Raw genomic sequence first — 22859 nt, 5'->3', positions numbered from 1 at the left:
CCCACACGAATCGTGCAGGTCAGGCCACGCCTGTTGGTTAGAACGCGACGCGAATTCCGACGCGAATGTTTCGGCCCGGTGCCGGCACCGAATCCTTCAGGACCGATGTGGAATAGCGGACTTCCTCATCCGTCAGATTCCGGCCTTCCACGAAGAATTGCGTGCCTTCCTTGCCAAAGCCAAGCTCTGACAGATTCACAGCACCGCGCAGGCCGGTCATGATATATCCGTCTGTTGGCAGAATTCTGGTGCCCGGATCATCCTGATCGGCAGCGGCGGTGACGTTGACCCCGGCGGACCAGAGGCCCCAATCGCCATCAAGCGCCGCGTGGAATGTCATCGGCGGCAGGTAAGGCACATTGCCCCCGTCATCCAGTTCGCCATCGACCAGGTCGAGGCTGGCAGAGGTGACCCAGTTTGCGCCCAGCAATCCCTCGGGGAAGCGGGCTTCGGCTTCGATCTCTGCGCCTGTGAAGCTCGCGCCCTGTTGCTGGAACAGGAAGACCGGAAGTTCATCCAGTTCATCCACTTCAACGCCATCCTCCAGAACCACGCCGGGTGTCAGGTAGATAAAGCCGTCAAAGTCAGCATGGAAGATGTTCCCGCTGATGCTGAAACGGTCATTCTCCCAGCGGAGCGAGGCTTCGATATTCGTGCCTTTCTCCTTGCTCAGTGAAGCGTTGCCAACCTCATACTGACTGGTCGCGAGGTGCGGACCATCTGCGAACAGCTCGCTTTCGTTTGGCGCACGCTCGGTATAGCTGACCAGGCCGCCGATCCACCAGCCGGACTCCAGATGCTTGTGCGCGCCCGCTGATGCGCTGAACAGGTCGAAGCTGCGCTCGCCCTGAATGTCATTGTCGAGCTCGGTATTGTCGAAGCGGAGACCACCTTCCAGTACGGAATGATCTGCAAATTGCAGGGTTTCAAACAGGAAGGCCCCAAAGGTCTTGGTGGATGTTGGTGTCAGGAAGGCTTCGTCGCCGTCTGCGCTGAAATCCTTGTCCAGGAATTGAACGCCAGCCGCGCCGACAAATTCGCCGAATGCATGACCAAGCTCAAGGCGGCCCTCAGTTCCCTCAGTGGTAAACACGGTGCCCGGCTCACCTGCGCCTTCGAACTCGATATGCTCATAGTCCGCATAGGACAGGTTGCCGGCAATGTGCGTAAGCGGACCGGCATTCAGCTTGGCGCCACCGCGAATGTCATAACGGGTCTGCTCCAGATCAATGAACGGGGATTCTTCCTCGTGCTCGTGATCTTCGTCGTCATGATCTTCATCGTCGTGATCATCCTCGTCATTATGATCATCGTGCTCTTCTTCTTCATGATGATGCTCGTGGCCTGGCAACCCGTAGCTGGACGTCTGCTGGCGGATGGCAAAGCCCAGGAACGCGTCATCACCAACCCAAGAGAAGCCGGCTGAATAGGTTTCGGACTGGAGGAAGGAATTCTCCATCGTGTCACGAATTTCTTCATCCTCGTGCTCGTCGTGATCATGGTCCTCGTCGTCATGATCTTCATCGTCATGATCATCGTGCTCGTCTTCTTCCATTGCTCTCAGCAGAGATGACTCTGCAAAGCCCGGAATGTCATAATCGCCAAAATCGCGTGCGGATGCTGACAGTGTCAGAACGAATGGGCCGGTCGCGAAGCGCGCCTTGCCGCGCAGCTCCGAGCCTTCATTTGCACTGTTGGTGGCGGCAAAGCCGTCAAAGGAGACCGGTTCATCGGGCAGGCTTTCAACGATCAGGCCATCGATCACATTGACCACACCGCCGATCGCCTGACCGCCATAGGCCAGAGCAGCTGGTCCGCGAACGATCTCGATCTTTTCGGCGTCGATGCCGTCGGTGGCGACCTGGTGGTCCGGCGACGCGGCGGAGGCATCAATGGTGCCGATCCCATTTGCGAGAACGAGAACGCGTTCCGCGCCAAGCCCCCTCAGGACCGGGCGGCTGGCCCCCTGACCGAAGAAGGTGGTCGAGACACCCGCTTCCGTGGACAGCGTATCACCGAGCGTGCCGGAGAGTTTTTGAACCAGTTCACCGCGGTCGATGGCGGTGACATTGCCGACCATTTCATCTGATGTGCGCTGTGGGCCAACGCCGGTGACGATAATGGTATCGAGGGTTTCAGGCGCTTCTTCCTGGGCGAAGGCAAAGGGACTTGCGCTTAACAGGAGCGACGTCGCGATGACGCGACGAGAGACGGGGAATTTCATGATTGGAGGGTCCTTCAGACAATAGACGTGCCGCCCGAAGGCGGGAACAAATGGTTTCTATTGCTGAAGGGATGGAGGACTTCGCGGAGGCGGCGCGCGCCCCGGCGGACGGGTCCAGTTCGCGGCAGAAATACAGGGCTCAGTCGCGCCGGGCGCAGGCGGCAAGACGAATGGCTCGCTTGGCGCCGCGGGCAACAGGATCTGATCTGTGGCAATCACACTGAGTTCGCATGCTGCGCCGTAATGGTCATGCGGTTCATCTCCATGCTCCGCCGCATGGCTGAGTGCGTGCGCCTGCACGAAAACGAACAGCGCTGCCAGAAGGGCCAGATAGAGGGTCCGATGGCGATGAAAGCTCATGGTTACGCTGTTACATTTTCGAAATGAACGCCGCAAGCATGAAGCTGTGCCAATTACATTACGATACGCATTAACCGCGCCGGTTTTCACGCTTCAGTAACCAAGGCAGCCCATCTTCGCGAAAGTTAATGAAACGCGGTGTGTTGTTAAGAGGATGTAGCATGTCAAAGAAAGCTGTGCGCTGGGGCGCAGACGTTGGATGCCAGACAAAGGTGAAGCCGCTGGAGATTCGCAACGACCTTTCTGATCATGGTCTGAAGGGCAAGCGCGCCCAGGGATATCTCGGGTTGAGTCGCCAGATCACCAAGGTGACCGCAAAGAAGGACGGGCGTGATGGCCTGCCCATGTCTGAGGCTGCGACCCCTGATGAGTGGAGCGAATGCGAACAGCAGATTGCTGAACGCGCAGAAGACGTTCGCCGGGGCCTCGGCACATGGCTGACCACGACGGCTGCGTCTGTCCGCAACTATATTGCTGACTACACGCCCATCGACATTTATCCCGACCAATTGCGTGAGGCGATCAAGACGGAAGAAAACGAATATCGCCACTACGAACTGGATGATGTGAACGAGGCGAAGGAAACTCATTCGGCCGCGATCATCGAGCTCCAGCAGTTCAAGCTGCGCCACGGTGATCGAATCGGCGACCGGACGCCGGACATCAAGAAGAATGTCGAGCAGGCCGTCGCGATCTTGATTTTCATCATGATCCTTGAAGGCGGTTTCAACGCGCTGTTGTTCAAGGACGCTCAGGCAAATGGCCTGATGGGCGGCCTGATGATCGCGTTCGGTGTGTCTGCTGTGAACGTCGTGTTTGGCGTGATCGCGGGCTTCTTCGGCTTGCGTTATCTCAATCACCCGGCGCTGCCAGCGAAGATCATGGGCGGTGCCATTGCGATGATCTTCATTCTCGCCGGCATTTTCCTGAACTTCTTCGTTGCCCATTTCAGGGACGCCGTGGAACTTGGCCTGCTCGCCGCCACCGAAGCCGGAACGCTGGGCTCATTCTCGATGTTCTCTATCGCGCCGGGCGAAGTCATCTCGTCAATGTTCCCCAACATCTTCGCGCTGGAGAGCTTCCTGGCCCTTGGCCTGCTTTTCATGGGGCTCGCCGTGTTCGGCCTGGCCATATATGAGGGCTATGATCGTATCTCCGATCGTTATCCGGGGTATGGCCGCGTCTGGCGGAAAGAACGCCGCGCCTATGAGCGTCGTCAGGAGGTCCGCAATGGCGTTCGCGATGACCTGTCTGACTATTTCTCGAATTGCCGTCTCTGGTTCGAGACTCAGCAATCGCGTCACGTTGCGGCGAAACGCGAGATCGAAAAAGCGATGAATTTGCTGGAAACGCGCCGTGATTACGCATCCGCCATCGCGGCCCGCGCAGCTGATCAGGAGCGCAGCCTGAAAGTGGCATACCGTCAGGCTCACCGCCGCGCCCGCAATGCCAATCGGGACCGGCTGGGCGATCAGGCGCCTTGCCCGGAATACTTTAGCGAAATCGTCACACCGCAACTGCCGCCCTTCGATTATTCAAAGGAACGCGAGCAGGCCAACAAGGCGATTGCGGCGATCGACAATAACATCAAGGCCCTGAACCAGACCAGGGAATGGCTTGAACAGCACATCCAGCAAGTCCAGAAGGGCTTGTCTTCCATCGAGAAGAAAGTTGCTGACGAAATCAGCAAGGTCCGCGACGCCAAAGGGGCAACACATGTCCCCGTTGATCAGGCTCGCCGCGCCTAGGAGGAGTAGACAGGGATGCCACGTCGCAGAAGTGACCGAGGCCCATGGTTCTGGCGCGGAATGATCGCGCTGATGCTTGGGGTTGTCTTTGCATTGTTCGCCCTGGTGGCGTTCAACCAGCCGCCCACGCTGATGGCGGAGACCAGTTGCCGGGTTGACCGGAATGATCCGGCCCACACGATCATCCTGATCGATCAATCGGACCCCTTCAATCCAAATGATCTGGATTGGGTTTATGAATTCGTCGACGCCGAGGCGCGTGCCTTGCCGAAATATGGCCGGCTCACCGTCATGATCCCGAATGCGGTCAGCCCCTACGATCCCAAAGTGGTGCATTATGCCTGCTCGCCGGGGAGCGCGTCCGAGGCAAATCCGATCTTCCAGAATCCGAAAATGGTAGAGCAGACTTGGCAGGGGCAGTTCTATGCGCCTCTGCTGGAGAGCGTGGAAGCGGCCCTCATGGACACGCGTCAGCCCAGCTCACCTCTGATCGAAGCTGTTTATTCTGTTGCAGATCGCGCTGACTTTCAGCCAGGCGAACGCGGCCGCAGAGTGGTTCTGGTGTCAGACCTGATGCAGCACTCTGACGGGTTCAGCTTCTACCGGGCCGGGGCAGATTACGAAGCGTATCTGGATAGCGAACTGGCCGAACTGAAACCGAGACTGGATGAGGCTGAGGTCGTCGCGCGGATCGTTCCCCGCCAGATTTATGACCTGCCCGTCGCGGACGTGAAAGCCTTCTGGCGGGCCTATTTCGATGAGGCGGGCGCCGAGTACGGTTCGGTAAATTAGCGGGAATAGACGGTTGGATCTTCGCTGAGTGGTCCTGAAATTGCATGGTAGAGTTCAAAATCATGCAGAAATTGGACTCAACCGATGGTCTCGCTCAAGAATGTTTCTTTCGCCTCATTGGCTTCAGCGCTGTTATTGGCAGGGTGCGCAACCGCGCCACAGGATGATGGTGCAAGCGCAGCTGCCGCGCAAATTTCGGCTCGCCAGCAGGAATATCTCAACGCATTCAATGCGCCGCGTAATCCTGTGCGAGCCACCCAGACCGGCATTCGGCCTGGCTACACTTTTGTCGGTATTGCTGAAACGGATATTGCCGAACCGCTGAACTGGCGAATTCTCGCGCCCAACGGGGCCGTTGCCGCCGAAGGCATGACAATTCCTCAAGGCTTCCATGAGGGCTCCAATGCCAACATTCAGCTGGTCATCACAGATGCTCTGAGGACCCCGGCGACCCAGCTGGTTCTCGACGTCGAAGGTGTCGGCAAGAGCCACCCTTTCGATGTCTCTGAGAACGTCTTCAACAAGCTGAAATACGATACGCTCCGTTATTTCTATCACAATCGCGTCGCTGTTCCGATTGAAGCGGAATATGCGGGCGGCCAGCAATGGGCGCGCCCTGCCGGCCATGAACGAGAATTGCTGACCTGCTTTTCCGGCACGGACAAATATGACGTCAAATGGCCGGGATGTGACTACAAGCTGGATGTCAGTGGCGGATGGTATGATGCCGGCGACCACAGCAAATATGTCGTGAATGGTGGTGTCAGCGTGTGGGCGCTGCTGAACGCCTATGAGCGCGGCACGAAAGGGTTTGAAGACGGCGCAGCCAATCTTCCGGAATCCGGGAACGGCCTGAATGACCTGCTGGATGAGGCACGGGTCAACATCGACTATATGCTGAGCATGCAGGCAAAGCCGGGTATGGAAGCCCCCATTCTTCGGGGAAACATGTCCGGCCAATGGGAAACCGCTGAGCCCGAACTCACCGATGTGTCGGGCATGGTGCATCACAAGTCCGGCGATACGAGCTGGCCGGACTTTCCCGTCATGCCACATGAGAGCAATCGTGCGCGTGCGCTGGCGCCTCCATCAACGGCGGCGACCCTTCATGTTGCCGCGGTGGGCGCGCAGTGCGCCCGTGTTTTCCAGGGAATCGATGATGCCTATGCGAACAAATGTCTGTCCGCAGCAAAGCGCGCCTACAAGGCAGCTCAACGCCTGCCGGATGTTTACGCGTACGACAACATTCCCGGAAGCGGACCGTACGGGTCCACGGATGTGCGGGAAGAGTTCTATTGGGCAGCTGCTGAACTGTACGCCACAACAGGCGCGGCCAAGTATGCAGACGATCTGAAGCGATACCAGTCGGAGCTGGATCAGTGGCCGATCAGTGAGTATCAGCAACCTTCCTGGAGCGCGACATCAGGCTATGGAATTCTCACCCTGTCCCGGTTTGCACCGGACGAGGATATTCGGGCCGAAGCTCAGGCTGCGCTATTGAACACCACAAACGGATATGTCCAGCAGACCAGGTTTGAAGGCTATCAGATCCCGATGAGCCGCGGTGTCTGGCCGTGGGGCTCGATGGGCTTGCTGGGCAATCGCGGCGTCATGCTTGGCACCGCGTATGATTTGACTGGAGACACGCGGTATCGTGATGGCGCTCTGGACCTGCTGGACTACGTTCTCGGTCGGAATCCCCGCGACCTCTCATACGTTGCCGGTCATGGCGAAAACGCCTTCAAGGCGCCGCATCACCGCCATTGGGCCGGAGCTCAGTATGAAGGTTATCCGCTACCGCCACCCGGCGCTGTCGCGGGCGGTCCGAACAATACCGATCCTGCCGGACCTGTTGCGCGCGTGATCTTCGATCAGTGCCACGCCCAGACCTGCTACGCCGATCATGTCGATGCGTACTCCCTGAACGAAGTTGCCATCAACTGGCAGGCAGTGACCTTCTGGCTTGCGGCCTGGGCCGATGACATCGACCGCGCCGAATAAGGCCTAGTCTTCAAACGTGCCAATCACGGGCACATGGTCGGATGGCTTCTCAAGTTCCCGGGCCTTGCGATAGATCTCCACCGACTGGAGCCTGTCGCAAGCCTGTGGAGAGCAGAGCAGGTGGTCGATTCGGATCCCGTGATCCTTCTTGAAGGCGCCGCCCTGATAGTCCCAAAACGTGTATTGATGCGCCCGGTTGTCGGTTAACTCAAACGCGTCGGCGAGGCCGAGATATTTCAGTTTCCGGAATTCGGCCCGCGTCTGGGGCAGGGCGAGCGCGTCATCCTGCCAGACGGTTTCATCCCAGCAGTCTTCCGGCGTAGGAATGCAATTGTAGTCGCCGCACAGGACAAAGGCTTCGTCCTGTTTCAGCAGGGCGCGCGCATGCTGTTCAAGCGCGTCCATCCATTCCATCTTGTAGTCGTATTTCTGGCCGGGCGCCGGATTGCCGTTTGGCAGATAGAGCCCGCCAACCCGGATCGGGCGGTCGGCGAGGATCAGCGCCTCGATATAGCGCGCCTGTTCGTCCTCGATGGTCGGCAGACCCTTGGTGACGTCCTCGATCTCGTGCTTCGAGAGCAGGGCAACGCCATTATAGCTCTTCTGGCCGAGCACTTCACAGTTCCAGCCCCGCTCCTCCAGCTCCATATACGGAAACGCATTCGTCTCGCATTTGATTTCCTGAAGGCAGACGACATCACAATTGATGGCGTCCAGCACTTCCAACACTGTGGGAAGGCGGGCCTTGATCGAGTTGACATTCCATGTGGCGATACGCATGGCTGTTCTTTAGCAGCTCCGGGCCATTGTTCCAGCGTGGGCTGCTGTATATATGTCGGGAAATCTTCGAGGAGAGACGCATGTCGCCAAGCTGGATTCAATTGCTGATCGTTGTGGTCGTCGCGCTTCTCCTGTTCGGTGGTCGGGGCCGGATTTCGTCCATCATGGGTGATATGGCCAAGGGCATTGGCGCTTTCCGCAAGGGCCTGAAGGACGAAGAAGAGACCAAATCCGTCGAGAAGGACGAGATGGTCGACGTCACCCCAAAAAAGGACGAGACGAAGGCCTCGTCATAAGCTGCCGACTGGAGGGCGCTTAATATGCTGCCCGGAATCGGGTTTTCCGAGCTTTTGCTGTTGGGCCTTGCGGCGCTGATCATTGTCGGCCCGAAGGACCTGCCGATGATGATGCGCCGAATCGGCCAGTTCGTCGGCAAGGGCCGCGCAATGGCGCGGGAATTCCAGGCCGCGTTCGAAGACATTGCCCGCCAGAGTGAGCTGGACGAACTCCGCAAGGAGATCGAAGACCTCAAGCGCGAGAACACGATGAAAGAGGCGCAGGACGATCTTGCCGCGTTCGAGGCGGATGTGAATTCCGCCGTTATGGAAAAGACCTCCGCGCCAGAGCCTGAAGCTGGGAGCGACGCGCCTGACACCGCACCGAAAACCGGGGGGGATGCCACGTGAACACCGTCCCGCCGAAAGACGAACAGCCTGAGATCCTTGATGATGAAGTCGAAGCAAGCCGCGCGCCCCTGCTGGAGCATCTGACAGAGCTGCGCTCGCGCCTGATCAAGTCTCTTGTGGCGCTGATGGTCGGCACAATTGCCTGCTTCTTCTTTGCGCAGGAAATCTTCGAGCTGCTGCTCGCGCCCTTCGCGCTGATGGCGGAATCGATCCGCGGGTCGAAGCTGGAATTTGTCTACACCGCGCCGATGGAATTCTTCTTCGCCAAGCTGAAGCTGGCCTTGTTCGGCGGCATCTTTCTGGCGTTTCCATTCATGGCCTGGCAGCTCTACAAATTCGTGGCGCCGGGGCTCTACAAGAATGAGCGGGGGGCGTTCTGGCCTTATCTCGTCTTCGCGCCTGTCTTGTTCGTAGCGGGGGCCACTTTCGTCTATTTCCTGATGTTGCCCATGCTGGCGCGTTTCACGGTCGGGATGGAGATTCCAGACAGCGACATCGCCAACATCACCATGTTGCCGAAAGTCGCGGATTATCTGTCTCTCGTCATGGCGCTGATGCTGGCCTTCGGCATTTCGTTCCAGTTGCCGGTTGTTCTGACCCTTCTGGGCAAGATTGGCGTTGTGTCGTCTGACGCCCTCTCCAAGGGACGGAAATATGCGATTGTCGCCATCCTGGCATTTTCAGCCTTCTTCACCCCGCCAGACATGATCTCGCAGGTCTTGCTGACCATTCCGGTCTATTGCCTGTATGAGATTTCGATCTGGTGCGTGAAGATGATCGAGAAGAAGCAGGCCGAGGCAGACGCCGACGCCGCCTAATCAGGCAGGCTGCTAAGCATATCCCACGGTTGCAGGCTGGCGCGGTGCGGATTAGAGCATTGCCCGACTGACCAGACAGGACGACAGCCATGTTCGATATCCGCGCCATCCGAGACAATCCCGACGCGTTCCGCGCCGCCTGGAACCGGAAGAAGCCGGGCCTTGGCGACTCCGTGGACGAGATCCTGGCGCATGACGGCGCTGTGCGTACGGCGGTGACCGACAAGCAGGAAGCCGAAAAGGCTCGTAACGAAACCTCCAAACTGATCGGCAAGGCGAAGGCCTCGGGTGATGAGGCAGAGTTTGAACGCCTGCGCAAGGTCGTGGCCGACGCCAAGGACACGATTGAAGCGGCAGGCGAACAGGAAGAGGCCGCCCGCAAACTGCTCGACGATCTGCTCTATGGCTTGCCGAACATCCCGCTGGACGAAGTGCCGGAAGGGCAGGACGAAGACGGCAATGTGGAGCAAGCCCGCTGGGGCGAGCCGAAATCCTTTGCCTTCGATGTGAAAGACCATGCCGATCTCGGCGAAGCGCTCGGCATGATGGATTTCGAGACCGCTGCCAAGATGAGCGGCGCGCGCTTTGTGTTGCTGAAGGGCAAGCTTGCGCGCTTCGAACGCGCCCTCGCCGCCTTCATGCTGGACGTGCAGACCGAAGAGCATGGGTACACGGAATGCTCGCCGCCGCTGCTGGTGAAAGATCAAGCCTTGGTTGGGACGGGGCAGCTTCCGAAGTTTGAAGAAGACCTATTCAAGACTGAAAATCCCAACATTCGAGAAGAGTTTGTCGAAGGCATGAAGTCTTCGATGATTGCATTCATGAATGCATTCCAAGGCAATGCAAACACTCCGCTCGAAAAGCATCTTGTTGAACAGCTTGATGAGGCAGGGTACGAACAAGCTACGAGGTTGGAGCGCGCTGGCGAGATTGCCAAGGCTCTCCAAAGAGAGGATCTAAGTTTGAAACCAGAGTGGGTTGACCGCGACACTTCTCACTACCTCATCCCCACCGCCGAAGTTCCGCTAACCAACATTGTCCGCGAGACCATCCTCGAACCCGGAGAGCTGCCCAAACGCTTCACCGCGCACACGCCTTGCTTCCGTTCGGAAGCGGGCAGTGCAGGACGCGACACGAAGGGCATGATCCGGCTGCACCAGTTCAACAAGGTCGAGATGGTCTCTGTCGTCGCGAACCAGGATGAGGGGCTGAAGGAACTGGAGCGCATGACGGAATGCGCCGAGGCAATCCTGAAAAAGCTCGACCTGCCGTTCCGCCGGATGCTGCTCTGCGCGGGCGATATGGGGGCAGGGGCGCGCAAGACCTATGACCTCGAAGTCTGGTTGCCGAGTCAGGACACCTATCGCGAGATCAGTTCGTGCTCGTACTGTGGTGACTATCAGGCCCGCCGCATGAATGCCCGCTATCGCCCGGAAGCGGGCGCGAAGCCTGAATTCGTCCACACGCTGAACGGCTCCGGCCTCGCCGTCGGTCGCACACTCGTGGCGATCCTCGAAAACTATCAGAATGAAGACGGCTCCATTACCGTCCCGGAAGCCCTGCGCGGATACATGGGCGGCCTTGAGGTGATTTCGGCCTAAGCCCCCTCCTACCCGCTGGCGCGGCCCACCTCCCCCGCAAGCGGGGGAGGATGAAACGGTACGCGCGGCATGATATCCTCCCCCGTTCACGGGGGAGGTGCCCGACAGGGCGGAGGGGGAAATGCGGGACAACGAAAAGCTCACCATCAAGCAGGCGCGCCGGTTACGCCGGACTATGACCCGGGCAGAAGTTATTCTGTGGCAGCACCTACGTCGGCGTCAGCTGGCAGGGTATCGGTTTCGGCGTCAGGTTCCGGTCGGGCCGTTCATCGCGGATTTCGCATGCGTTGATGCAAGGCTGCTGGTGGAAGTGGATGGAGACACCCATTCTGAAGACCACCAAATCGCTCATGATATGCGGCGAACTGCCTTCCTGCAGGCGAAGGGGTGGCATGTTCACCGGGTCTGGAATAACGACGTGTATGACAATCTTGAAGGCGTGTTGGACGGTGTGCTTCTTCAGTTGCGGAATCAAAACGTAACCGAAGAATGAGTGCCCCCTCCGCCCTTCGGGCACCTCCCCCGCAAGCGGGGGGAGGATTGAACGCGGAGCAAGGCAAGTATGAGAATCCTCCTGACCAATGATGATGGCATCAACGCGCCGGGGCTGGCCGTGCTGGAAGATATTGCGCGGGAGATTTCCGATGATGTCTGGATCGCCGCGCCGGAGGAGGAACAATCCGGCAAGGGCCGCGCGATCTCGCTGACCCATCCTGTGCGCACGCGCGAGGTGGGCGAGAAGGCCTGGGCTGTGGCAGGCACACCGTCAGACTGCGTGTTGCTGGCAACTCAGAATCTGATGCCGGAGAAGCCAGACCTCGTGCTGTCCGGCGTCAATCGCGGTCAGAACATCGCAGAAGACACCAGCTTTTCCGGCACCATCGCGGCCGCCCTGTTCGGTATGCAATTGGGCATTCCATCCATTGCGCTCAGCCAGTCGCAGAGCTTTCGTGAGCGCGGCTCCCTGCCTTGGGATACGGCCCGCGCCTGGGGCAGCCGGGCGATCAAACCGCTGATAGACATGCGCTGGCCGGATGATGTCGTGATGAATGTGAACTTCCCGGATGTGGAGCCCGATGATGTGAAGGGCATCCAGATCACCCGTCAGGGTTTCCGCGACGAATCCATCATTCATACAGATCGCCGCGAAGATTTGCGCGGCAATGATTATTACTGGATCGGCTACAAGGGAAAGCTATCCAAGCCGGATGAGGGCACCGATTTGCGGGCGATCTATGATGGCTATGTCTCGATCTCACCGCTTCATGTGGACTTGACGCACGACGCGTTCCTCCAGACGCTGTGGGAGTCATGGAAGAACTGACCGTCGACCCGTTCCGCGCCGCCCGCCTCGTCCTGCGTCTCCGCCAGGAAGGGGTAACGGATGACGCGGTCCTCGGCGCGATGGAGACGATTGACCGCGGCGCCTTCGTTGATGATCCGGAGCTGAAACAGCTCGCCTTTGCCGATTGCGCGCTGCCCATACCGTGCGGCCAGACCATTCCGAGACCGGCGGCCATCGGCCAGCTGCTACAGGCGCTCGCGCTGGGGCGTCAGAAAGAGGCGCGCGTCCTGCTGATCGGTGTCGGCTCTGGCTATATCGCCGCTTTGGCCGGGTATCTCGCAGCGGATGTGTTCGGCGTGGAGCGTTACAATCGCCTGACAGATCATGCCCGCCAGCGGATTGTGAAGCTCGGGCTCGACAATCTGGCCGTGCGGCATGGGGACGGACTGGAAGGCTGGGCCGAGCGCGGGCCGTATGATCGCATCCTGTTCACCTCCGTGATCCAGCATGTGCCGCAGACCCTGTTCGACCAGTTGAATCCGGAGGGATTCGTGGTCGCGCCGATGGTAAAGGATGGCCGCCAGCAGATCGCGAGAATTACGCCAGATGGCACGGAAAAGTGGTCTGGCCTTGCCCACGACCTGCCCATGCTTGTGGAGGGGCGTTCCCGCGCCCTTTGATGTCGGTTGTTTCATCTGCAGGGCTTGTTTGCCAATGCAACTGCCCACAGCTATAGGAGCAACACATTTTCAGGGGTCTACGGGAGAACACCACATGCTGACCAGACTTGCCACGCTGACTGCAGTTGCCGCTGCTGCAACCCTGCCAGCTTTCGCTCAGGCCGCTCCAAGCGCCGCAGGCCCCAGCATCATGAGCCAGGTTCTGCTGTTCCTGCCTCTGATCCTGATCTTCTACTTCCTGCTGATCCGCCCACAGCAACAGCGCGCGAAAAAGCACAAGGCGCTGATCGAGGGCATCAAGAAAGGCGATACAATCGTCACTTCAGGTGGCCTCGTCGGCAAGGTGACCAAGCCGGGCGATGATGAAATCACCGTTGAGCTGGCCGATGGCGTGCGCGTGCAGATCATCAAGCAGATGGTGATTGATGTGCGCGGCAAGAATCAGCCGGTTGCCGCCAACGACTAAGCGCTTGCAGGGCCGAAAGTCGGCCCGCTGCATGACAAGGATTCCCGCATGCTTCAGTTTCCACCGTGGAAAGTCGCTCTCGTTCTCCTGACACTGGCATGGGGCGTCGTGATGGCCCTGCCAAACGTTGCCAATATGGACAACGCGCCGGGCTTCATGCCGAAGAAGGGCGTCAATCTCGGCCTCGACCTTCAGGGCGGTGTCTATCTGATGATGGAGATCAACCCGGATGAGGTGATTGCGAACCGGCTGGAAGTGTTTGCAGGCGATGTGCGCAGCGCGCTCAGCAATGTTGCGCCGTCCGAGCGTATTGGACACCTGCCGGAGATCAGCGGTCGCCAGCTGGAAATCAAACTGACGCGCCCGGACGCCGAAGGTAATTTCCCGATGGATGAAGCCCTGAGCCGCATCCGCAAACTGAACAGCAATGTCGAAGGTGCCATCGGCGGCGCCAAGACATATGAAATCGAAGCATTGGGGACGGACCGCATTCTCGTGACCGTGCCTGCAGCGTCCGAAGAGGCGCTGATGAAGGACGCGCTTGGCAAGACGATGACAATCGTCCGCCGCCGGGTCGATCCGGATGGCGTTTCGGAAATCGCAATCACTCCACAGGGCAATGACCGGATCATCCTGGAAGCGCCGGGCGAACCTGACCCGCAGCGCCTGAAAGACCTGCTCAGCCGCGACGGAAAGATGACCTTCAATCTGGTCGACAACAGCCCGTCGGCCATTACGTCGGCTCAAGCCGGGGTGCCTCGGGCGGGGTATCGGCTGCTGGAAGGCCCGACCACCGGGCCACTGCTGGTGCGCAACATTCCCGAAGTCACCGGCGCAGACATTGCCAATGCTGCCCAGGGTTTTGATGAGGGCAATCGACCTCAGATTAATTTCCGCCTCAACAGCAATGGCGCGCGGAAATTCTACGACACGACCCGCAACAATTCCGGCAAGTTGTTTGCCATTGTCCTGGACGATGTGATCATGTCGGCCCCTCGCATCAATGAGCCAATTCCAGGCGGCAATGTTCGCATCACCGGCGACTTCACGCAGGAAGAAGCGCAAGATCTGGCGGCCATCATCGAAGCGGGTGAAATGCCGGCCAAGGTACAGTTCCTCGATCAGCGCACGGTCAGCGCCACGCTGGGCCATGACTCGATCCGTGCAGGTACACGCGCCTCCATGATCGGCCTCGCGCTTGTCGCGATCTTCATGATTATCGCCTACGGTCTGATGGGCGGTTTCGCCGTTGGGTCCCTGGCGGCAAACATCGTTCTGATCCTTGGGGCGCTCTCTGGGCTTGGCGCGACGCTGACCCTGCCGGGTATCGCAGGCATCATCCTGACCATCGGTATGGCGGTCGACGCCAACGTGCTGGTGTTTGAACGTATCCGCGAAGAACAACGCAATGGGCGTTCGCCCCTGACAGCCGTTCAGGCCGGCTATGAGCGCGCCTTTTCGACCATTCTCGATGCGAACGTCACAACCCTGATCGCGGCCATCATACTTTACCTTCTCGGTTCGGGACCGGTGAAAGGCTTCGCCGTCACCCTGGCCATCGGTATCGTGACCTCGGTGTTCACGGCCTTCGTCGTCACTCGCTGGTTCACGGTGATGTGGCTGAAGACGTTCCGTCCCAAGAAGCTCGCGGTTTAGGCCCGGAGGAGACACGACATGCTACTCAAACTCTGGCCTCAGCAGACGAATGTAAGCTTCATGAGCGCGCGCCTGATCGGCGCGGTGATCTCATCCTTGTTGATTGCGTCATCTGTCTTCTTCCTCGCGACGCGCGGTCTCAATTTCGGTGTCGACTTTGCTGGCGGCACGGTGATGGAGCTGGAGCAGACCGACACCATCACCGTCGAAGCGGTGCGGTCGGCCATGCCGCTCAACGCAGATGTGAACAGCGCCGTCGGCACAGATGCGCGCAGCATCGTGGTTGTGAAATATGGTGAAGCTGACGCGTCTGTGCTCGGAGACGAATTTCAGGCGCTCCCGCCAGCAGAGCAGGCCGAACGTGCCACCGGCGCGACCAATGAACTGGTCACCAGCACGCTGAAGGATGCGCTGGGCATTACCGATGAGCAGATCCTGCGGAATGACTCGGTCGGCCCGAAAGTGTCTCAAGAGCTGTTCCGCGACGGGATCACGGCGCTGGTCGCCGCCCTTGTCCTGATGCTGATCTATATCTGGTTCCGCTTCGAATGGCAGTTTTCTGTCGGTGCCGTCGCGGCGCTGGCGCACGATGTGATCATCACGCTTGGTGTGTTTGCTTTCCTGCAGATGGAGTTCAACCTGACGACCATCGCCGCGCTTCTGACAATCATCGGTTATTCGATGAACGACACGGTGGTTGTGTTTGACCGGGTCCGCGAGGAGAAGCGCAAATACAAGAAGATGCCGGACAAGGAGGTCATCAACCTCGCCCTGAACGGCACGCTGTCGCGTACCTTGCTGACCTCCGGCACCACACTCCTGGCGCTGTTGGCCATCTTCTTCCTTGGCGGGCCAGTCCTGCGCGGCATGAGCTTCGCACTGATCTGGGGCGTCCTGATCGGGACGTATTCGTCCATCTTCATCGCCTCGACCATCGTTCTGGCCTTGGGCATGGATCTGACGAAGAAGCCGGTTGAGGACGTTCCGGGCTTCCAGGGGTAGAGACTACTCTCCGAGGACGATGACCTTGTCCATCAGCGCCTGAATGGCATCCTGCGGCGTGTCGCTGTGAACCAGTGCCGCGCGGAAGGATGCCGGCGTGAACTTGCCGTCGATGATGTGTTCCATCAGTTCGAAGAAGGGTGACCAGAATCCGTCTTCGTCCAGGAAGGCCATTGGCTTTGCGTGCAGGCCGAGACGGGCCCAGGACAAGATCTCCACAGCCTCTTCCAGCGTTCCGATGCCGCCCGGCAACACGATGAAAGCGTCGGACTCGTCAAACATCATCTGCTTGCGCGTGTGCATGTCGTCGACGATGCGGTGCTCGACTTCCTCATAGATGCGCTCCTTGCTGAGCAGGAAGCGCGGCATGATCCCGAGCACATCGCCGGCCGATTCGTGCGCGGCGCGGGCGCACGCGCCCATCAGGCCCACACCGCCGCCGCCATAAACCATGCGGATGTCCCGCTTTGCCAGTTCCCGGCCGAGTTCCTCCGCCAGTTTGATATAGCTGGGCTGAACATCATCGGATGCTCCGCAGTACACGCAGATGGACTTGATGTTCGTCATGCATAGGGCCTTTCAATCGGTGCGTCTCGTGGATCATGGATGTCCCACTGAAACCACGGTTCAGCGTATTAGCGACAATTTCAGAACGTTTCGCGACATAGCGCAACACAGGAGGGTTTGCTCGCCTGCCTTTTTGTTCCCATATGCGGCGAATGACGAATCCCCATACCGCCGCCGACCCCGACAAGATTGAAAGTGCCGATGGCGGGATTGGAGTTTCCATCCTGCGCATCCTGAAGCTGCTCGCCCGGCCGGAATTGTCGAAATGGCGTCCGATCATGGTGATTGCGATTTTGGTGACGCTGGCGGCCTCAGTGCTGGAAGTGGTTTCGCCGCTCTTGTTGGGGCACGCCATCAACAAGGCCGTCCCGGAGGGCGGAGAGGCCGCGGCCTTTGGCGCAGCTGCCGTGTGGCTGGCAATTGGCATCGGAGTGCGGTTTCTGGCGGCTGCTCTGCCCCAAGCGCGAGACTGGCTGTTCTCGCCGGTCAGTCAGGATGCCCAGCGTGTTGCCAGCGTGGATGCGTTCGGACATGCGCAATCCCTGTCGCTCAACTTTCACCAGACCCGTCGCACCGGCGCGCTCAATCGTGTGATCGAGCGCGGCGCAAGCGCGATTGACTATCTAATCCGCTTTCTTGCTTTCAACATCGGCCCGACTTTTGTGAGGCTGATCCTCGCGTCCATCGCACTTGGCGTTGCGTATGATTACAGGCTCTCGCTGATCGCGGTTTTCACGATCATCATCTACGTCATCGCCACAGTGATCATCACTGAATGGCGTGTCCGCCAGCGTCGGCGCATGAATGAGGCCGATACGCATTTCCGCGCGACATCTGTCGACATTCTGACCAATTTCGAAACGGTGAAGTCCTTTGCGGCGGAGCGGCGCGAAACTGGTCGCTTCAATGACGCGATGCGCACCTATAATCTGCGCTATGTCGACGCCGTGCGGTCCATGTATCTGCTGAACGCGACGCAGGCGCTGATCATGAATGGCGGCTTGCTGGCTGTGCTCGTCTTGTCTGCCTGGAACGTCATTCAGGGCACCATGCTGGTCGGCGATCTTACCGCTGTCATGCTGATGCTTCTGTCGCTCTATGCGCCGCTCAACATTCTCGGTTGGGCATGGCGAGAGATCAAACAGGGCGCCGTCGATCTCGAAAAACTCTATGGCCTCCTTGCGATGAAAACAGAGGTGGCAGATGCGCCCGACGCAATGCCTCTGTCCAAACCGGAGGGACACGTCGAATTCCGGGATGTGGCATTCCACCATGAGGGACGCGCGGTGGGCGTGCAGGGGGTTAGCTTTGATCTCTTGCCGGGACGAAAGATCGCCTTTGTCGGGACATCGGGCGCAGGCAAATCGACATTGCTGAAGCTTCTGTTCCGCTTCTACGATGTTGATGACGGGCGGGTTCTGGTCGACGGACAGGATGTGCGGTCGCTAACACAGGAATCGCTGCGCAAGGCGTTGGGGCTGGTCCCACAGGATGTGGTGCTTTTTAACGATACGGTCCGCGCGAACATCGCCTATGCGCGCCCCGATGCGTCAGACGAGGATCTTCGGGACGCGGCACGGCGGGCACAGCTTCTCGACTTCATCGAATCCTTGCCGGAAGGCTGGAATACCCGTGTCGGCGAGCGGGGACTGAAGCTGTCAGGCGGCGAGAAGCAGCGTGTAGGTATCGCGCGGGTGATCTTGGCGGATCCCTCAATTCTGGTGCTGGATGAAGCAACCTCGGCGCTCGACAGCGCGACGGAAGCCGCCGTGCAGGATGCGCTTGATGAGGCCGCAGAGGGGCGCACCACACTGATGGTGGCTCACAGATTGTCGACCGTGAAATCCGCAGATGAGATCCTGGTTCTTGATGCCGGACGGGTCATCGAGCGCGGGACACATGCAGACCTGCTGTCAAAAGGCGGCAAATATGCTGATATGTGGGAACGGCAGGCCAAGAGCGCGGAAATCGCGCTGACGACAGGATAGAGAAGGCAAGCGAGCATGAGCGAAGACCTCGAGCGCAAGACCACACCCTGGTTCACAGGCGGGTTTGATTGGGAAGGCGTTGCCGCGGCTCTGGCACTGTTGCTGGTAGCGCTCTTGCTTGGATGGCTATGGGATCCGCTCTTCTGGGTCGGATTTGCCGCGATGATCTCAGCGCTTCTGGCCGCGCGCTGGTCCAATCGGACGGCGCCCGACCTCGCAGACGGTATTATCGCGCCGTGTGATGGCATCGTCGTCTCCGTGACGCGAACAGATGCCCCGGGAGAATTGCGCATGTCGGGGGCAGAAACGACCCGCATCCGGATATCCTCATCGCCTGCATCGACCAACCGGCTCTACGCGCCTATCGCGGGAAGTCTGGAAAGCCTGATTACGGAAGAGGGTGAAAATTCGACACCCATTGCCATGCGCCCCGATGCCGATGGTCTGGCGGTATCATACCTCATGTTCGAGAGCCGCACTCAGCAAGTTGGCGTGCGTATCGCGACGGGCGGACTGGGGCCCCGGCAGGAAATCGAAGTTGAAACCGGCGACATTCTGCGTCTTGGCCGCGTGTTCGGCAAACGGCGACTGGGCGGTTGGTGCGATATCTATGTTCCTGCCAGTGTCGGGCAATTGATATGGCCGGGGCAGACCCTCATCGGCGGCGAAACCGTGCTGGGGCGTTTGAGATCGGACACTGACGAAGAAGATTTTGATGTCTCGGGCGAAGCCGGTGAATTGCCGCTTGGTGCGATTGAGGATGATACATTCGACGAGGATGATTATCCGGAGCCCGATGAGGCGGATACGCCGGACGATCCGGCTGTTTTGCTGGCGCGATTGAAGGAAGCGACTAAAAACAAGCCGGAAGACTAGTCTTCCTGGGTCGGCGCGTTGCGGTTCATCCAGGCGAAGATCGGCTTGAACGGGATGATCCAGCCAATTCCGGCAAACACGTAAAACAGCAGTTCGGCCCATTTCGGCCAGGCTGAGACCATCGGTCCAACCGTGCCGACCATGATGATCCAGCAGACCATGAAGCCGAGCAGGATCAGGCTCGCGACAATTTTTCGGGTCTGATAGCTCATCAATTGCTCTTTCTGCTGCACATGCGACTTTCCCGCCCCTTGCACGGGCGTCTGCTTGGATCATGTATCGCGCATGAGCGAAACGTCAAAAACCAGTTCTTCTGCCGCTTGGATCCGCCGCTGGCTCGTGCTGGTCGGGCTGATGGTCTACGCAATGATTCTGATCGGCGGCGCGACGCGCCTGACGGACTCCGGCCTGTCCATTACGGAATGGAACCCGGTCAGCGGCGCTTTGCCCCCAATGTCTCCTGAAGCCTGGGAGATGGAGTTTGCGAAATATCGCGAAACGACCGAGTACCAATTGGTCAACAAGGGCATGTCCATGGCCGAGTTCCAGAAGATATTCTGGTGGGAATGGGGCCATCGCTTCTTCGGGCGCATGATTGGGTTGGTGGCGGTGGGCGGCTTTGTCGTCTTTGCGGTGCGAGGCTGGCTTACAAAGCGCCTGACCTGGCACCTGGTCGCGCTGATCGGGCTTGGCGGACTTCAGGGGGCCATTGGCTGGTGGATGGTGGCGAGTGGCATCGGTGAGACTACCCGCGTTGATGTCGCGCCCTATCGTCTGATGACGCATTTCATGTTGGCCCTGTTGATTATTGCCTACGTGTCCTGGCTATGGCTGGACCTTGGCGGAAAGGCGCGTTCAGTCGCATCGCAATCAATAAAGCTCGTCTCGTTGGCGCTTCTGGTCGCTATATTCCTGCAAATGGCGGCGGGCGCGCTGGTTGCTGGTCTGGATGCTGGGCGCTCGTATAATGATTGGCCGCTAATGGCAGGAGAACTGGTGCCTTCGCACTATCTCGAGAATGGGCTTGGCATTCGCAGCCTGTTTGAAGGCCGCGCCGCAACCCAGTTCAACCACCGTTTGTTGGCATACCTGATCTGGGCTGGCGCGCTGGCAAGCGCATGGGCGTATCGGAAGACTGAGTTTCGCACTGGTTTCGTTTGGCTCGCCGGCCTTGTCAGCCTGCAGGCCGTTTGGGGCATCGTCACCCTTGTCCATGCCGCCCCGATGAACCTGGCATTGGTCCATCAGGGGCTTGGCGTCATCGTCACACTTGCAGCTGTGCGACTGGTCTGGCGGTCTACTGGTCGTCTTCCAGTGTCAGCAGGCTAGGGTCAACGAACACGGCCTGATGTTGATTTGGGCCGGTTTCGCCCGCCAGCACAATCACTCCGCCAGGGTATCCACCTGTCATCATCGTGCCCATCGCGGCCATAGCGTCCGGCGCGTCCGGTGCGGTCACTGTGATTCCGTCCCGAACCGATATTTCAGTGTTGGTCATGCCGAAATCAGTCGACACCTGCAGTCCTGCACCGTCTTCGATTGACAGGAGTGCATCGAAATCACCGCGAGCGAGCGATGCGGCGCTTGTCGCCCGAGGCGAAGCGACCAGCGTGTCGCTCGTATAGGCGCAAGACGTGATTCCGAAATCGGTGAAGGTCGATTCGCCTGCATCCCAGCTGAACTCACCATTTTCTTCGCGGACGACGCCGGTTTGGAGAATGCGGTCGTTCGTGGAGGTCCAATAGGCGAGACGCATGATTCCGTCTGTGCTGATCGGGCCGGAGCATACGCCCTCAATGAAGCTGGTATCCGGTACGGGCAGGTCGACCTGAGCAGGGGCCAGAAGGCCTTCGCCGTAGAGGTATGCCTTGAGTTGTCCTTCGCGGGTGATTCCCGGGAAAATCGTAACCGTGCTGCCGCCCAGTGTGGCACTTTGACCGCTGGCGATGTCTGTCAGCCTGAAATTGGCCGGTTCGCCGAGAATTTCGCCGTTCATATTGAACAATTGAAGCCCGCCACGCTCATAGGCGATAGCGAGAAGGCCGCCGAGGCCACCAGACAGGGCTACGGCGCTGACTTTCCCTTCCAATGGGCGCGTTGCCCAAACGGCCGGGAGTTCCACTCCCGTAGCAATTTGGGGGCTTTCAACCTGTTCCTCCGGGGCTTCAGCTTCCTTTGAGCAACCAACTGCTGTAAAAAGCAGGGCTAGGCCAAGCCCTGCGTTGACAACCGGGGAAGTGGCGCTTAAACGCCAGCGCTTGAATTGCATTCCATGAACTCCGAAAGCGAGAGGCTCTTAGTAGAGCGATGAAAACCTATAACGCACCAGCCAACGTAGAGCACAACTGGGTCGTGATCGACGCGACCGATGTCGTCGTCGGACGCCTTGCTTCATATGTTGCCAAGCGCCTTCGCGGCAAGCACCGCGCTGACTTTACACCTCATATTGATACGGGCGATCACGTCGTCATCATCAACGCTGACAAGGTGAAATTCACCGGTCGCAAGATGACGGACAAGACCTACTACCGTCACACCGGTTATCCGGGCGGTATCAAGTCCACGACGCCTGAGAAAATTCTCAACGGCCGTTTCCCTGAGCGCGCGATCGAACTCGCCGTGAAGCGCATGATGCCGAAAGAAAGCCCGCTGGCGCGCAAGCAGTTCTCGAAACTGCACGTATATGGCGGCGCGGAGCACCCACACGAGGCCCAGAAGCCCGACGCTGTCGACTTCAAAGCCATGAACCGCAAGAACACCAAGGCGGCCTGATCAACATGACTGACACTGCAAACTCCCTCCAGGAACTTGGCGCCATGTCCGGCGCAACGGAAGCTGAAGCTCCGGCAGCCCCGGTTGAGCCGAAGATCGACGCTCAAGGCCGCGCTTACGGCACCGGTCGCCGGAAAGAGGCTGTCGCACGCGTATGGATCAAGCCGGGCACCGGCAAGGTCACGATCAATGGTCGCGATCAGGAGCAATACTTTGCGCGCCCTGTGCTGCGCATGGTGATTGCCCAGCCGCTGGTTGAAGCTGGCCGCGAAGGTGAGTTTGACGTGATCGCGACTGTGAAGGGTTCCGGCCTTTCCGGTCAGGCTGGCGCAGTGCGTCACGGCCTGTCGCGCGCTCTGGTCAACTATGAGCCCGGCCTTCGCAAGGTTCTGAAACCGTTCGGCTTCATGACCCGCGACCCGCGCGTTGTCGAACGCAAGAAGTACGGCCGCGCGAAAGCTCGCCGCAGCTTCCAGTTCTCGAAGCGCTAGACCGCACACCGAATACATATATTCAGGCGGGCGCTTCGGAGACGGAGCGCCCGTTTTATTTTGTCC

24 protein-coding genes are annotated in these 22859 nt (G+C 59.1%); 18 read left to right on the top strand and 6 right to left on the bottom strand.

Features of this window, described 5'->3' with window-relative positions:
• Positions 1 to 37 precede the first annotated feature (37 nt).
• Together HY36_RS13855 and HY36_RS13850 are read right to left on the bottom strand one after the other, a co-directional pair.
• Complete coding sequence (locus HY36_RS13855) at positions 38 to 2224, bottom strand: TonB-dependent receptor (RefSeq protein WP_035553961.1); 2187 nt, start codon at positions 2222 to 2224, stop codon at positions 38 to 40.
• A gap of 57 nt (positions 2225 to 2281) precedes the next feature.
• Entirely contained in the window at positions 2282 to 2584 is a 303-nt protein-coding gene (locus tag HY36_RS13850) for a hypothetical protein (RefSeq protein WP_035553958.1), read from the bottom strand.
• A 161-nt stretch (positions 2585 to 2745) separates the two neighbouring features.
• Between HY36_RS13850 and HY36_RS13845 the strand changes: the two genes are divergently transcribed.
• The 3 genes from HY36_RS13845 (at position 2746) to HY36_RS13835 (ending at position 7125) form a co-directional block, all read left to right on the top strand.
• Positions 2746 to 4332 (top strand): MFS transporter, encoded by a 1587-nt coding sequence (locus HY36_RS13845; RefSeq protein WP_035553956.1) that lies wholly within the window; start codon positions 2746 to 2748, stop codon positions 4330 to 4332.
• Between the two features lie 15 nt (positions 4333 to 4347).
• Complete coding sequence (locus HY36_RS13840; protein ID WP_155841936.1) at positions 4348 to 5124, top strand: hypothetical protein; 777 nt, start codon at positions 4348 to 4350, stop codon at positions 5122 to 5124.
• 84 nt (positions 5125 to 5208) lie between these two features.
• On the top strand, positions 5209 to 7125 hold the full coding sequence (locus HY36_RS13835; RefSeq protein WP_051602809.1) for a glycoside hydrolase family 9 protein: 1917 nt from the start codon (positions 5209 to 5211) through the stop codon (positions 7123 to 7125).
• A gap of 3 nt (positions 7126 to 7128) precedes the next feature.
• Here HY36_RS13835 and xth read toward each other — a convergent pair whose 3' ends face one another.
• On the bottom strand, positions 7129 to 7905 hold the full coding sequence (gene xth, locus HY36_RS13830) for an exodeoxyribonuclease III (RefSeq protein ID WP_035553951.1): 777 nt from the start codon (positions 7903 to 7905) through the stop codon (positions 7129 to 7131).
• An 80-nt stretch (positions 7906 to 7985) separates the two neighbouring features.
• Between xth and tatA the strand changes: the two genes are divergently transcribed.
• The 10 genes from tatA to secF all read left to right on the top strand — a co-directional run bounded on the left by tatA (position 7986) and on the right by secF (position 16099).
• Positions 7986 to 8201 carry a twin-arginine translocase TatA/TatE family subunit gene (tatA, locus tag HY36_RS13825; protein ID WP_035553949.1) on the top strand — a complete coding sequence of 72 codons (216 nt, stop codon included), beginning with the start codon at positions 7986 to 7988 and terminating at the stop codon, positions 8199 to 8201.
• A gap of 24 nt (positions 8202 to 8225) precedes the next feature.
• Positions 8226 to 8591 (top strand): Sec-independent protein translocase protein TatB, encoded by a 366-nt coding sequence (gene tatB, locus HY36_RS13820; protein ID WP_035553947.1) that lies wholly within the window; start codon positions 8226 to 8228, stop codon positions 8589 to 8591.
• Positions 8588 to 9409: a twin-arginine translocase subunit TatC gene (gene tatC / locus HY36_RS13815; RefSeq protein WP_206741203.1), complete on the top strand. Its 822-nt coding sequence runs from the start codon at positions 8588 to 8590 to the stop codon at positions 9407 to 9409. Before tatB ends, tatC begins: the two co-directional genes overlap by 4 nt.
• A gap of 89 nt (positions 9410 to 9498) precedes the next feature.
• On the top strand, positions 9499 to 11010 hold the full coding sequence (gene serS, locus HY36_RS18755; protein ID WP_035553944.1) for a serine--tRNA ligase: 1512 nt from the start codon (positions 9499 to 9501) through the stop codon (positions 11008 to 11010).
• A gap of 121 nt (positions 11011 to 11131) precedes the next feature.
• A complete protein-coding gene (locus tag HY36_RS13805) occupies positions 11132 to 11503 on the top strand; it encodes an endonuclease domain-containing protein (protein ID WP_035553942.1) in 372 nt (123 codons plus the stop codon).
• A gap of 69 nt (positions 11504 to 11572) precedes the next feature.
• On the top strand, positions 11573 to 12334 hold the full coding sequence (gene surE, locus HY36_RS13800; RefSeq protein ID WP_035553939.1) for a 5'/3'-nucleotidase SurE: 762 nt from the start codon (positions 11573 to 11575) through the stop codon (positions 12332 to 12334).
• The gene (locus HY36_RS13795; protein ID WP_035553936.1) at positions 12322 to 12975 is read left to right on the top strand and encodes a methyltransferase domain-containing protein; all 654 of its coding nucleotides are present in this window, start codon (positions 12322 to 12324) and stop codon (positions 12973 to 12975) included. The genes surE and HY36_RS13795 overlap by 13 nt, the downstream gene beginning before the upstream one ends.
• 94 nt (positions 12976 to 13069) lie before the next feature.
• Entirely contained in the window at positions 13070 to 13441 is a 372-nt protein-coding gene (gene yajC / locus HY36_RS13790; protein WP_051602808.1) for a preprotein translocase subunit YajC, read from the top strand.
• A gap of 48 nt (positions 13442 to 13489) precedes the next feature.
• A complete protein-coding gene (gene secD, locus HY36_RS13785; protein WP_035553934.1) occupies positions 13490 to 15097 on the top strand; it encodes a protein translocase subunit SecD in 1608 nt (535 codons plus the stop codon).
• 18 nt (positions 15098 to 15115) lie between these two features.
• Positions 15116 to 16099 (top strand): protein translocase subunit SecF, encoded by a 984-nt coding sequence (gene secF / locus HY36_RS13780; protein ID WP_035553931.1) that lies wholly within the window; start codon positions 15116 to 15118, stop codon positions 16097 to 16099.
• A 3-nt stretch (positions 16100 to 16102) separates the two neighbouring features.
• Here secF and HY36_RS13775 read toward each other — a convergent pair whose 3' ends face one another.
• Positions 16103 to 16666 (bottom strand): TIGR00730 family Rossman fold protein, encoded by a 564-nt coding sequence (locus tag HY36_RS13775; protein WP_035553929.1) that lies wholly within the window; start codon positions 16664 to 16666, stop codon positions 16103 to 16105.
• A 152-nt stretch (positions 16667 to 16818) separates the two neighbouring features.
• Here HY36_RS13775 and HY36_RS13770 point away from each other — a divergent pair, with 152 nt between their 5' ends.
• Complete coding sequence (locus HY36_RS13770; RefSeq protein WP_241764214.1) at positions 16819 to 18654, top strand: ABCB family ABC transporter ATP-binding protein/permease; 1836 nt, start codon at positions 16819 to 16821, stop codon at positions 18652 to 18654.
• A gap of 15 nt (positions 18655 to 18669) precedes the next feature.
• Complete coding sequence (locus HY36_RS13765) at positions 18670 to 19530, top strand: phosphatidylserine decarboxylase (RefSeq protein ID WP_035553924.1); 861 nt, start codon at positions 18670 to 18672, stop codon at positions 19528 to 19530.
• Here HY36_RS13765 and HY36_RS13760 read toward each other — a convergent pair.
• Positions 19527 to 19742: a DUF2842 domain-containing protein gene (locus tag HY36_RS13760; protein ID WP_035553921.1), complete on the bottom strand. Its 216-nt coding sequence runs from the start codon at positions 19740 to 19742 to the stop codon at positions 19527 to 19529. The two genes, HY36_RS13765 and HY36_RS13760, sit on opposite strands and share 4 nt — an antisense overlap.
• 73 nt (positions 19743 to 19815) lie before the next feature.
• Here HY36_RS13760 and HY36_RS13755 point away from each other — a divergent pair, with 73 nt between their 5' ends.
• Positions 19816 to 20859 (top strand): COX15/CtaA family protein, encoded by a 1044-nt coding sequence (locus HY36_RS13755; RefSeq protein ID WP_035553918.1) that lies wholly within the window; start codon positions 19816 to 19818, stop codon positions 20857 to 20859.
• Here the strand turns inward: HY36_RS13755 and HY36_RS13750 are convergent.
• The gene (locus HY36_RS13750; protein WP_155841934.1) at positions 20828 to 21652 is read right to left on the bottom strand and encodes a hypothetical protein; all 825 of its coding nucleotides are present in this window, start codon (positions 21650 to 21652) and stop codon (positions 20828 to 20830) included. The two genes, HY36_RS13755 and HY36_RS13750, sit on opposite strands and share 32 nt — an antisense overlap.
• A 185-nt stretch (positions 21653 to 21837) precedes the next feature.
• On the opposite strand from HY36_RS13750, the gene rplM reads away from it, so the two are divergent.
• Together rplM and rpsI are read left to right on the top strand one after the other, a co-directional pair.
• The gene (gene rplM, locus HY36_RS13745; RefSeq protein ID WP_035553914.1) at positions 21838 to 22302 is read left to right on the top strand and encodes a 50S ribosomal protein L13; all 465 of its coding nucleotides are present in this window, start codon (positions 21838 to 21840) and stop codon (positions 22300 to 22302) included.
• A 44-nt stretch (positions 22303 to 22346) separates the two neighbouring features.
• On the top strand, positions 22347 to 22793 hold the full coding sequence (gene rpsI / locus HY36_RS13740) for a 30S ribosomal protein S9 (protein WP_241764215.1): 447 nt from the start codon (positions 22347 to 22349) through the stop codon (positions 22791 to 22793).
• Positions 22794 to 22859: the final 66 nt, after the last annotated feature.

The sequence above is a fragment of the Hyphomonas atlantica corrig. genome, assembly GCF_000682715.1.
Taxonomy (GTDB): domain Bacteria; phylum Pseudomonadota; class Alphaproteobacteria; order Caulobacterales; family Hyphomonadaceae; genus Hyphomonas; species Hyphomonas atlantica.
This window is presented reverse-complemented; position numbering and strand designations above follow the sequence as displayed.

What these genes read in the sequence shown, in the direction of transcription:
- HY36_RS13760 (WP_035553921.1), bottom strand. Translation starts at nt 19,742, where the DNA reads ATGAGCTATCAGACCCGAAAAATTGTCGCGAGCCTGATCCTGCTCGGC.
- rplM (WP_035553914.1), top strand. Translation starts at nt 21,838, where the DNA reads ATGAAAACCTATAACGCACCAGCCAACGTAGAGCACAACTGGGTCGTG.
- yajC (WP_051602808.1), top strand. Translation starts at nt 13,070, where the DNA reads ATGCTGACCAGACTTGCCACGCTGACTGCAGTTGCCGCTGCTGCAACC.
- HY36_RS13805 (WP_035553942.1), top strand. Translation starts at nt 11,132, where the DNA reads ATGCGGGACAACGAAAAGCTCACCATCAAGCAGGCGCGCCGGTTACGC.
- HY36_RS13840 (WP_155841936.1), top strand. Translation starts at nt 4,348, where the DNA reads ATGCCACGTCGCAGAAGTGACCGAGGCCCATGGTTCTGGCGCGGAATG.
- HY36_RS13755 (WP_035553918.1), top strand. Translation starts at nt 19,816, where the DNA reads ATGAGCGAAACGTCAAAAACCAGTTCTTCTGCCGCTTGGATCCGCCGC.
- HY36_RS13835 (WP_051602809.1), top strand. Translation starts at nt 5,209, where the DNA reads ATGGTCTCGCTCAAGAATGTTTCTTTCGCCTCATTGGCTTCAGCGCTG.
- HY36_RS13770 (WP_241764214.1), top strand. Translation starts at nt 16,819, where the DNA reads ATGACGAATCCCCATACCGCCGCCGACCCCGACAAGATTGAAAGTGCC.
- surE (WP_035553939.1), top strand. Translation starts at nt 11,573, where the DNA reads ATGAGAATCCTCCTGACCAATGATGATGGCATCAACGCGCCGGGGCTG.
- HY36_RS13775 (WP_035553929.1), bottom strand. Translation starts at nt 16,666, where the DNA reads ATGACGAACATCAAGTCCATCTGCGTGTACTGCGGAGCATCCGATGAT.
- secF (WP_035553931.1), top strand. Translation starts at nt 15,116, where the DNA reads ATGCTACTCAAACTCTGGCCTCAGCAGACGAATGTAAGCTTCATGAGC.
- rpsI (WP_241764215.1), top strand. Translation starts at nt 22,347, where the DNA reads ATGTCCGGCGCAACGGAAGCTGAAGCTCCGGCAGCCCCGGTTGAGCCG.
- tatB (WP_035553947.1), top strand. Translation starts at nt 8,226, where the DNA reads ATGCTGCCCGGAATCGGGTTTTCCGAGCTTTTGCTGTTGGGCCTTGCG.
- secD (WP_035553934.1), top strand. Translation starts at nt 13,490, where the DNA reads ATGCTTCAGTTTCCACCGTGGAAAGTCGCTCTCGTTCTCCTGACACTG.
- HY36_RS13765 (WP_035553924.1), top strand. Translation starts at nt 18,670, where the DNA reads ATGAGCGAAGACCTCGAGCGCAAGACCACACCCTGGTTCACAGGCGGG.
- tatA (WP_035553949.1), top strand. Translation starts at nt 7,986, where the DNA reads ATGTCGCCAAGCTGGATTCAATTGCTGATCGTTGTGGTCGTCGCGCTT.
- HY36_RS13845 (WP_035553956.1), top strand. Translation starts at nt 2,746, where the DNA reads ATGTCAAAGAAAGCTGTGCGCTGGGGCGCAGACGTTGGATGCCAGACA.
- HY36_RS13850 (WP_035553958.1), bottom strand. Translation starts at nt 2,584, where the DNA reads ATGAGCTTTCATCGCCATCGGACCCTCTATCTGGCCCTTCTGGCAGCG.
- HY36_RS13795 (WP_035553936.1), top strand. Translation starts at nt 12,322, where the DNA reads ATGGAAGAACTGACCGTCGACCCGTTCCGCGCCGCCCGCCTCGTCCTG.
- HY36_RS13855 (WP_035553961.1), bottom strand. Translation starts at nt 2,224, where the DNA reads ATGAAATTCCCCGTCTCTCGTCGCGTCATCGCGACGTCGCTCCTGTTA.
- serS (WP_035553944.1), top strand. Translation starts at nt 9,499, where the DNA reads ATGTTCGATATCCGCGCCATCCGAGACAATCCCGACGCGTTCCGCGCC.
- xth (WP_035553951.1), bottom strand. Translation starts at nt 7,905, where the DNA reads ATGCGTATCGCCACATGGAATGTCAACTCGATCAAGGCCCGCCTTCCC.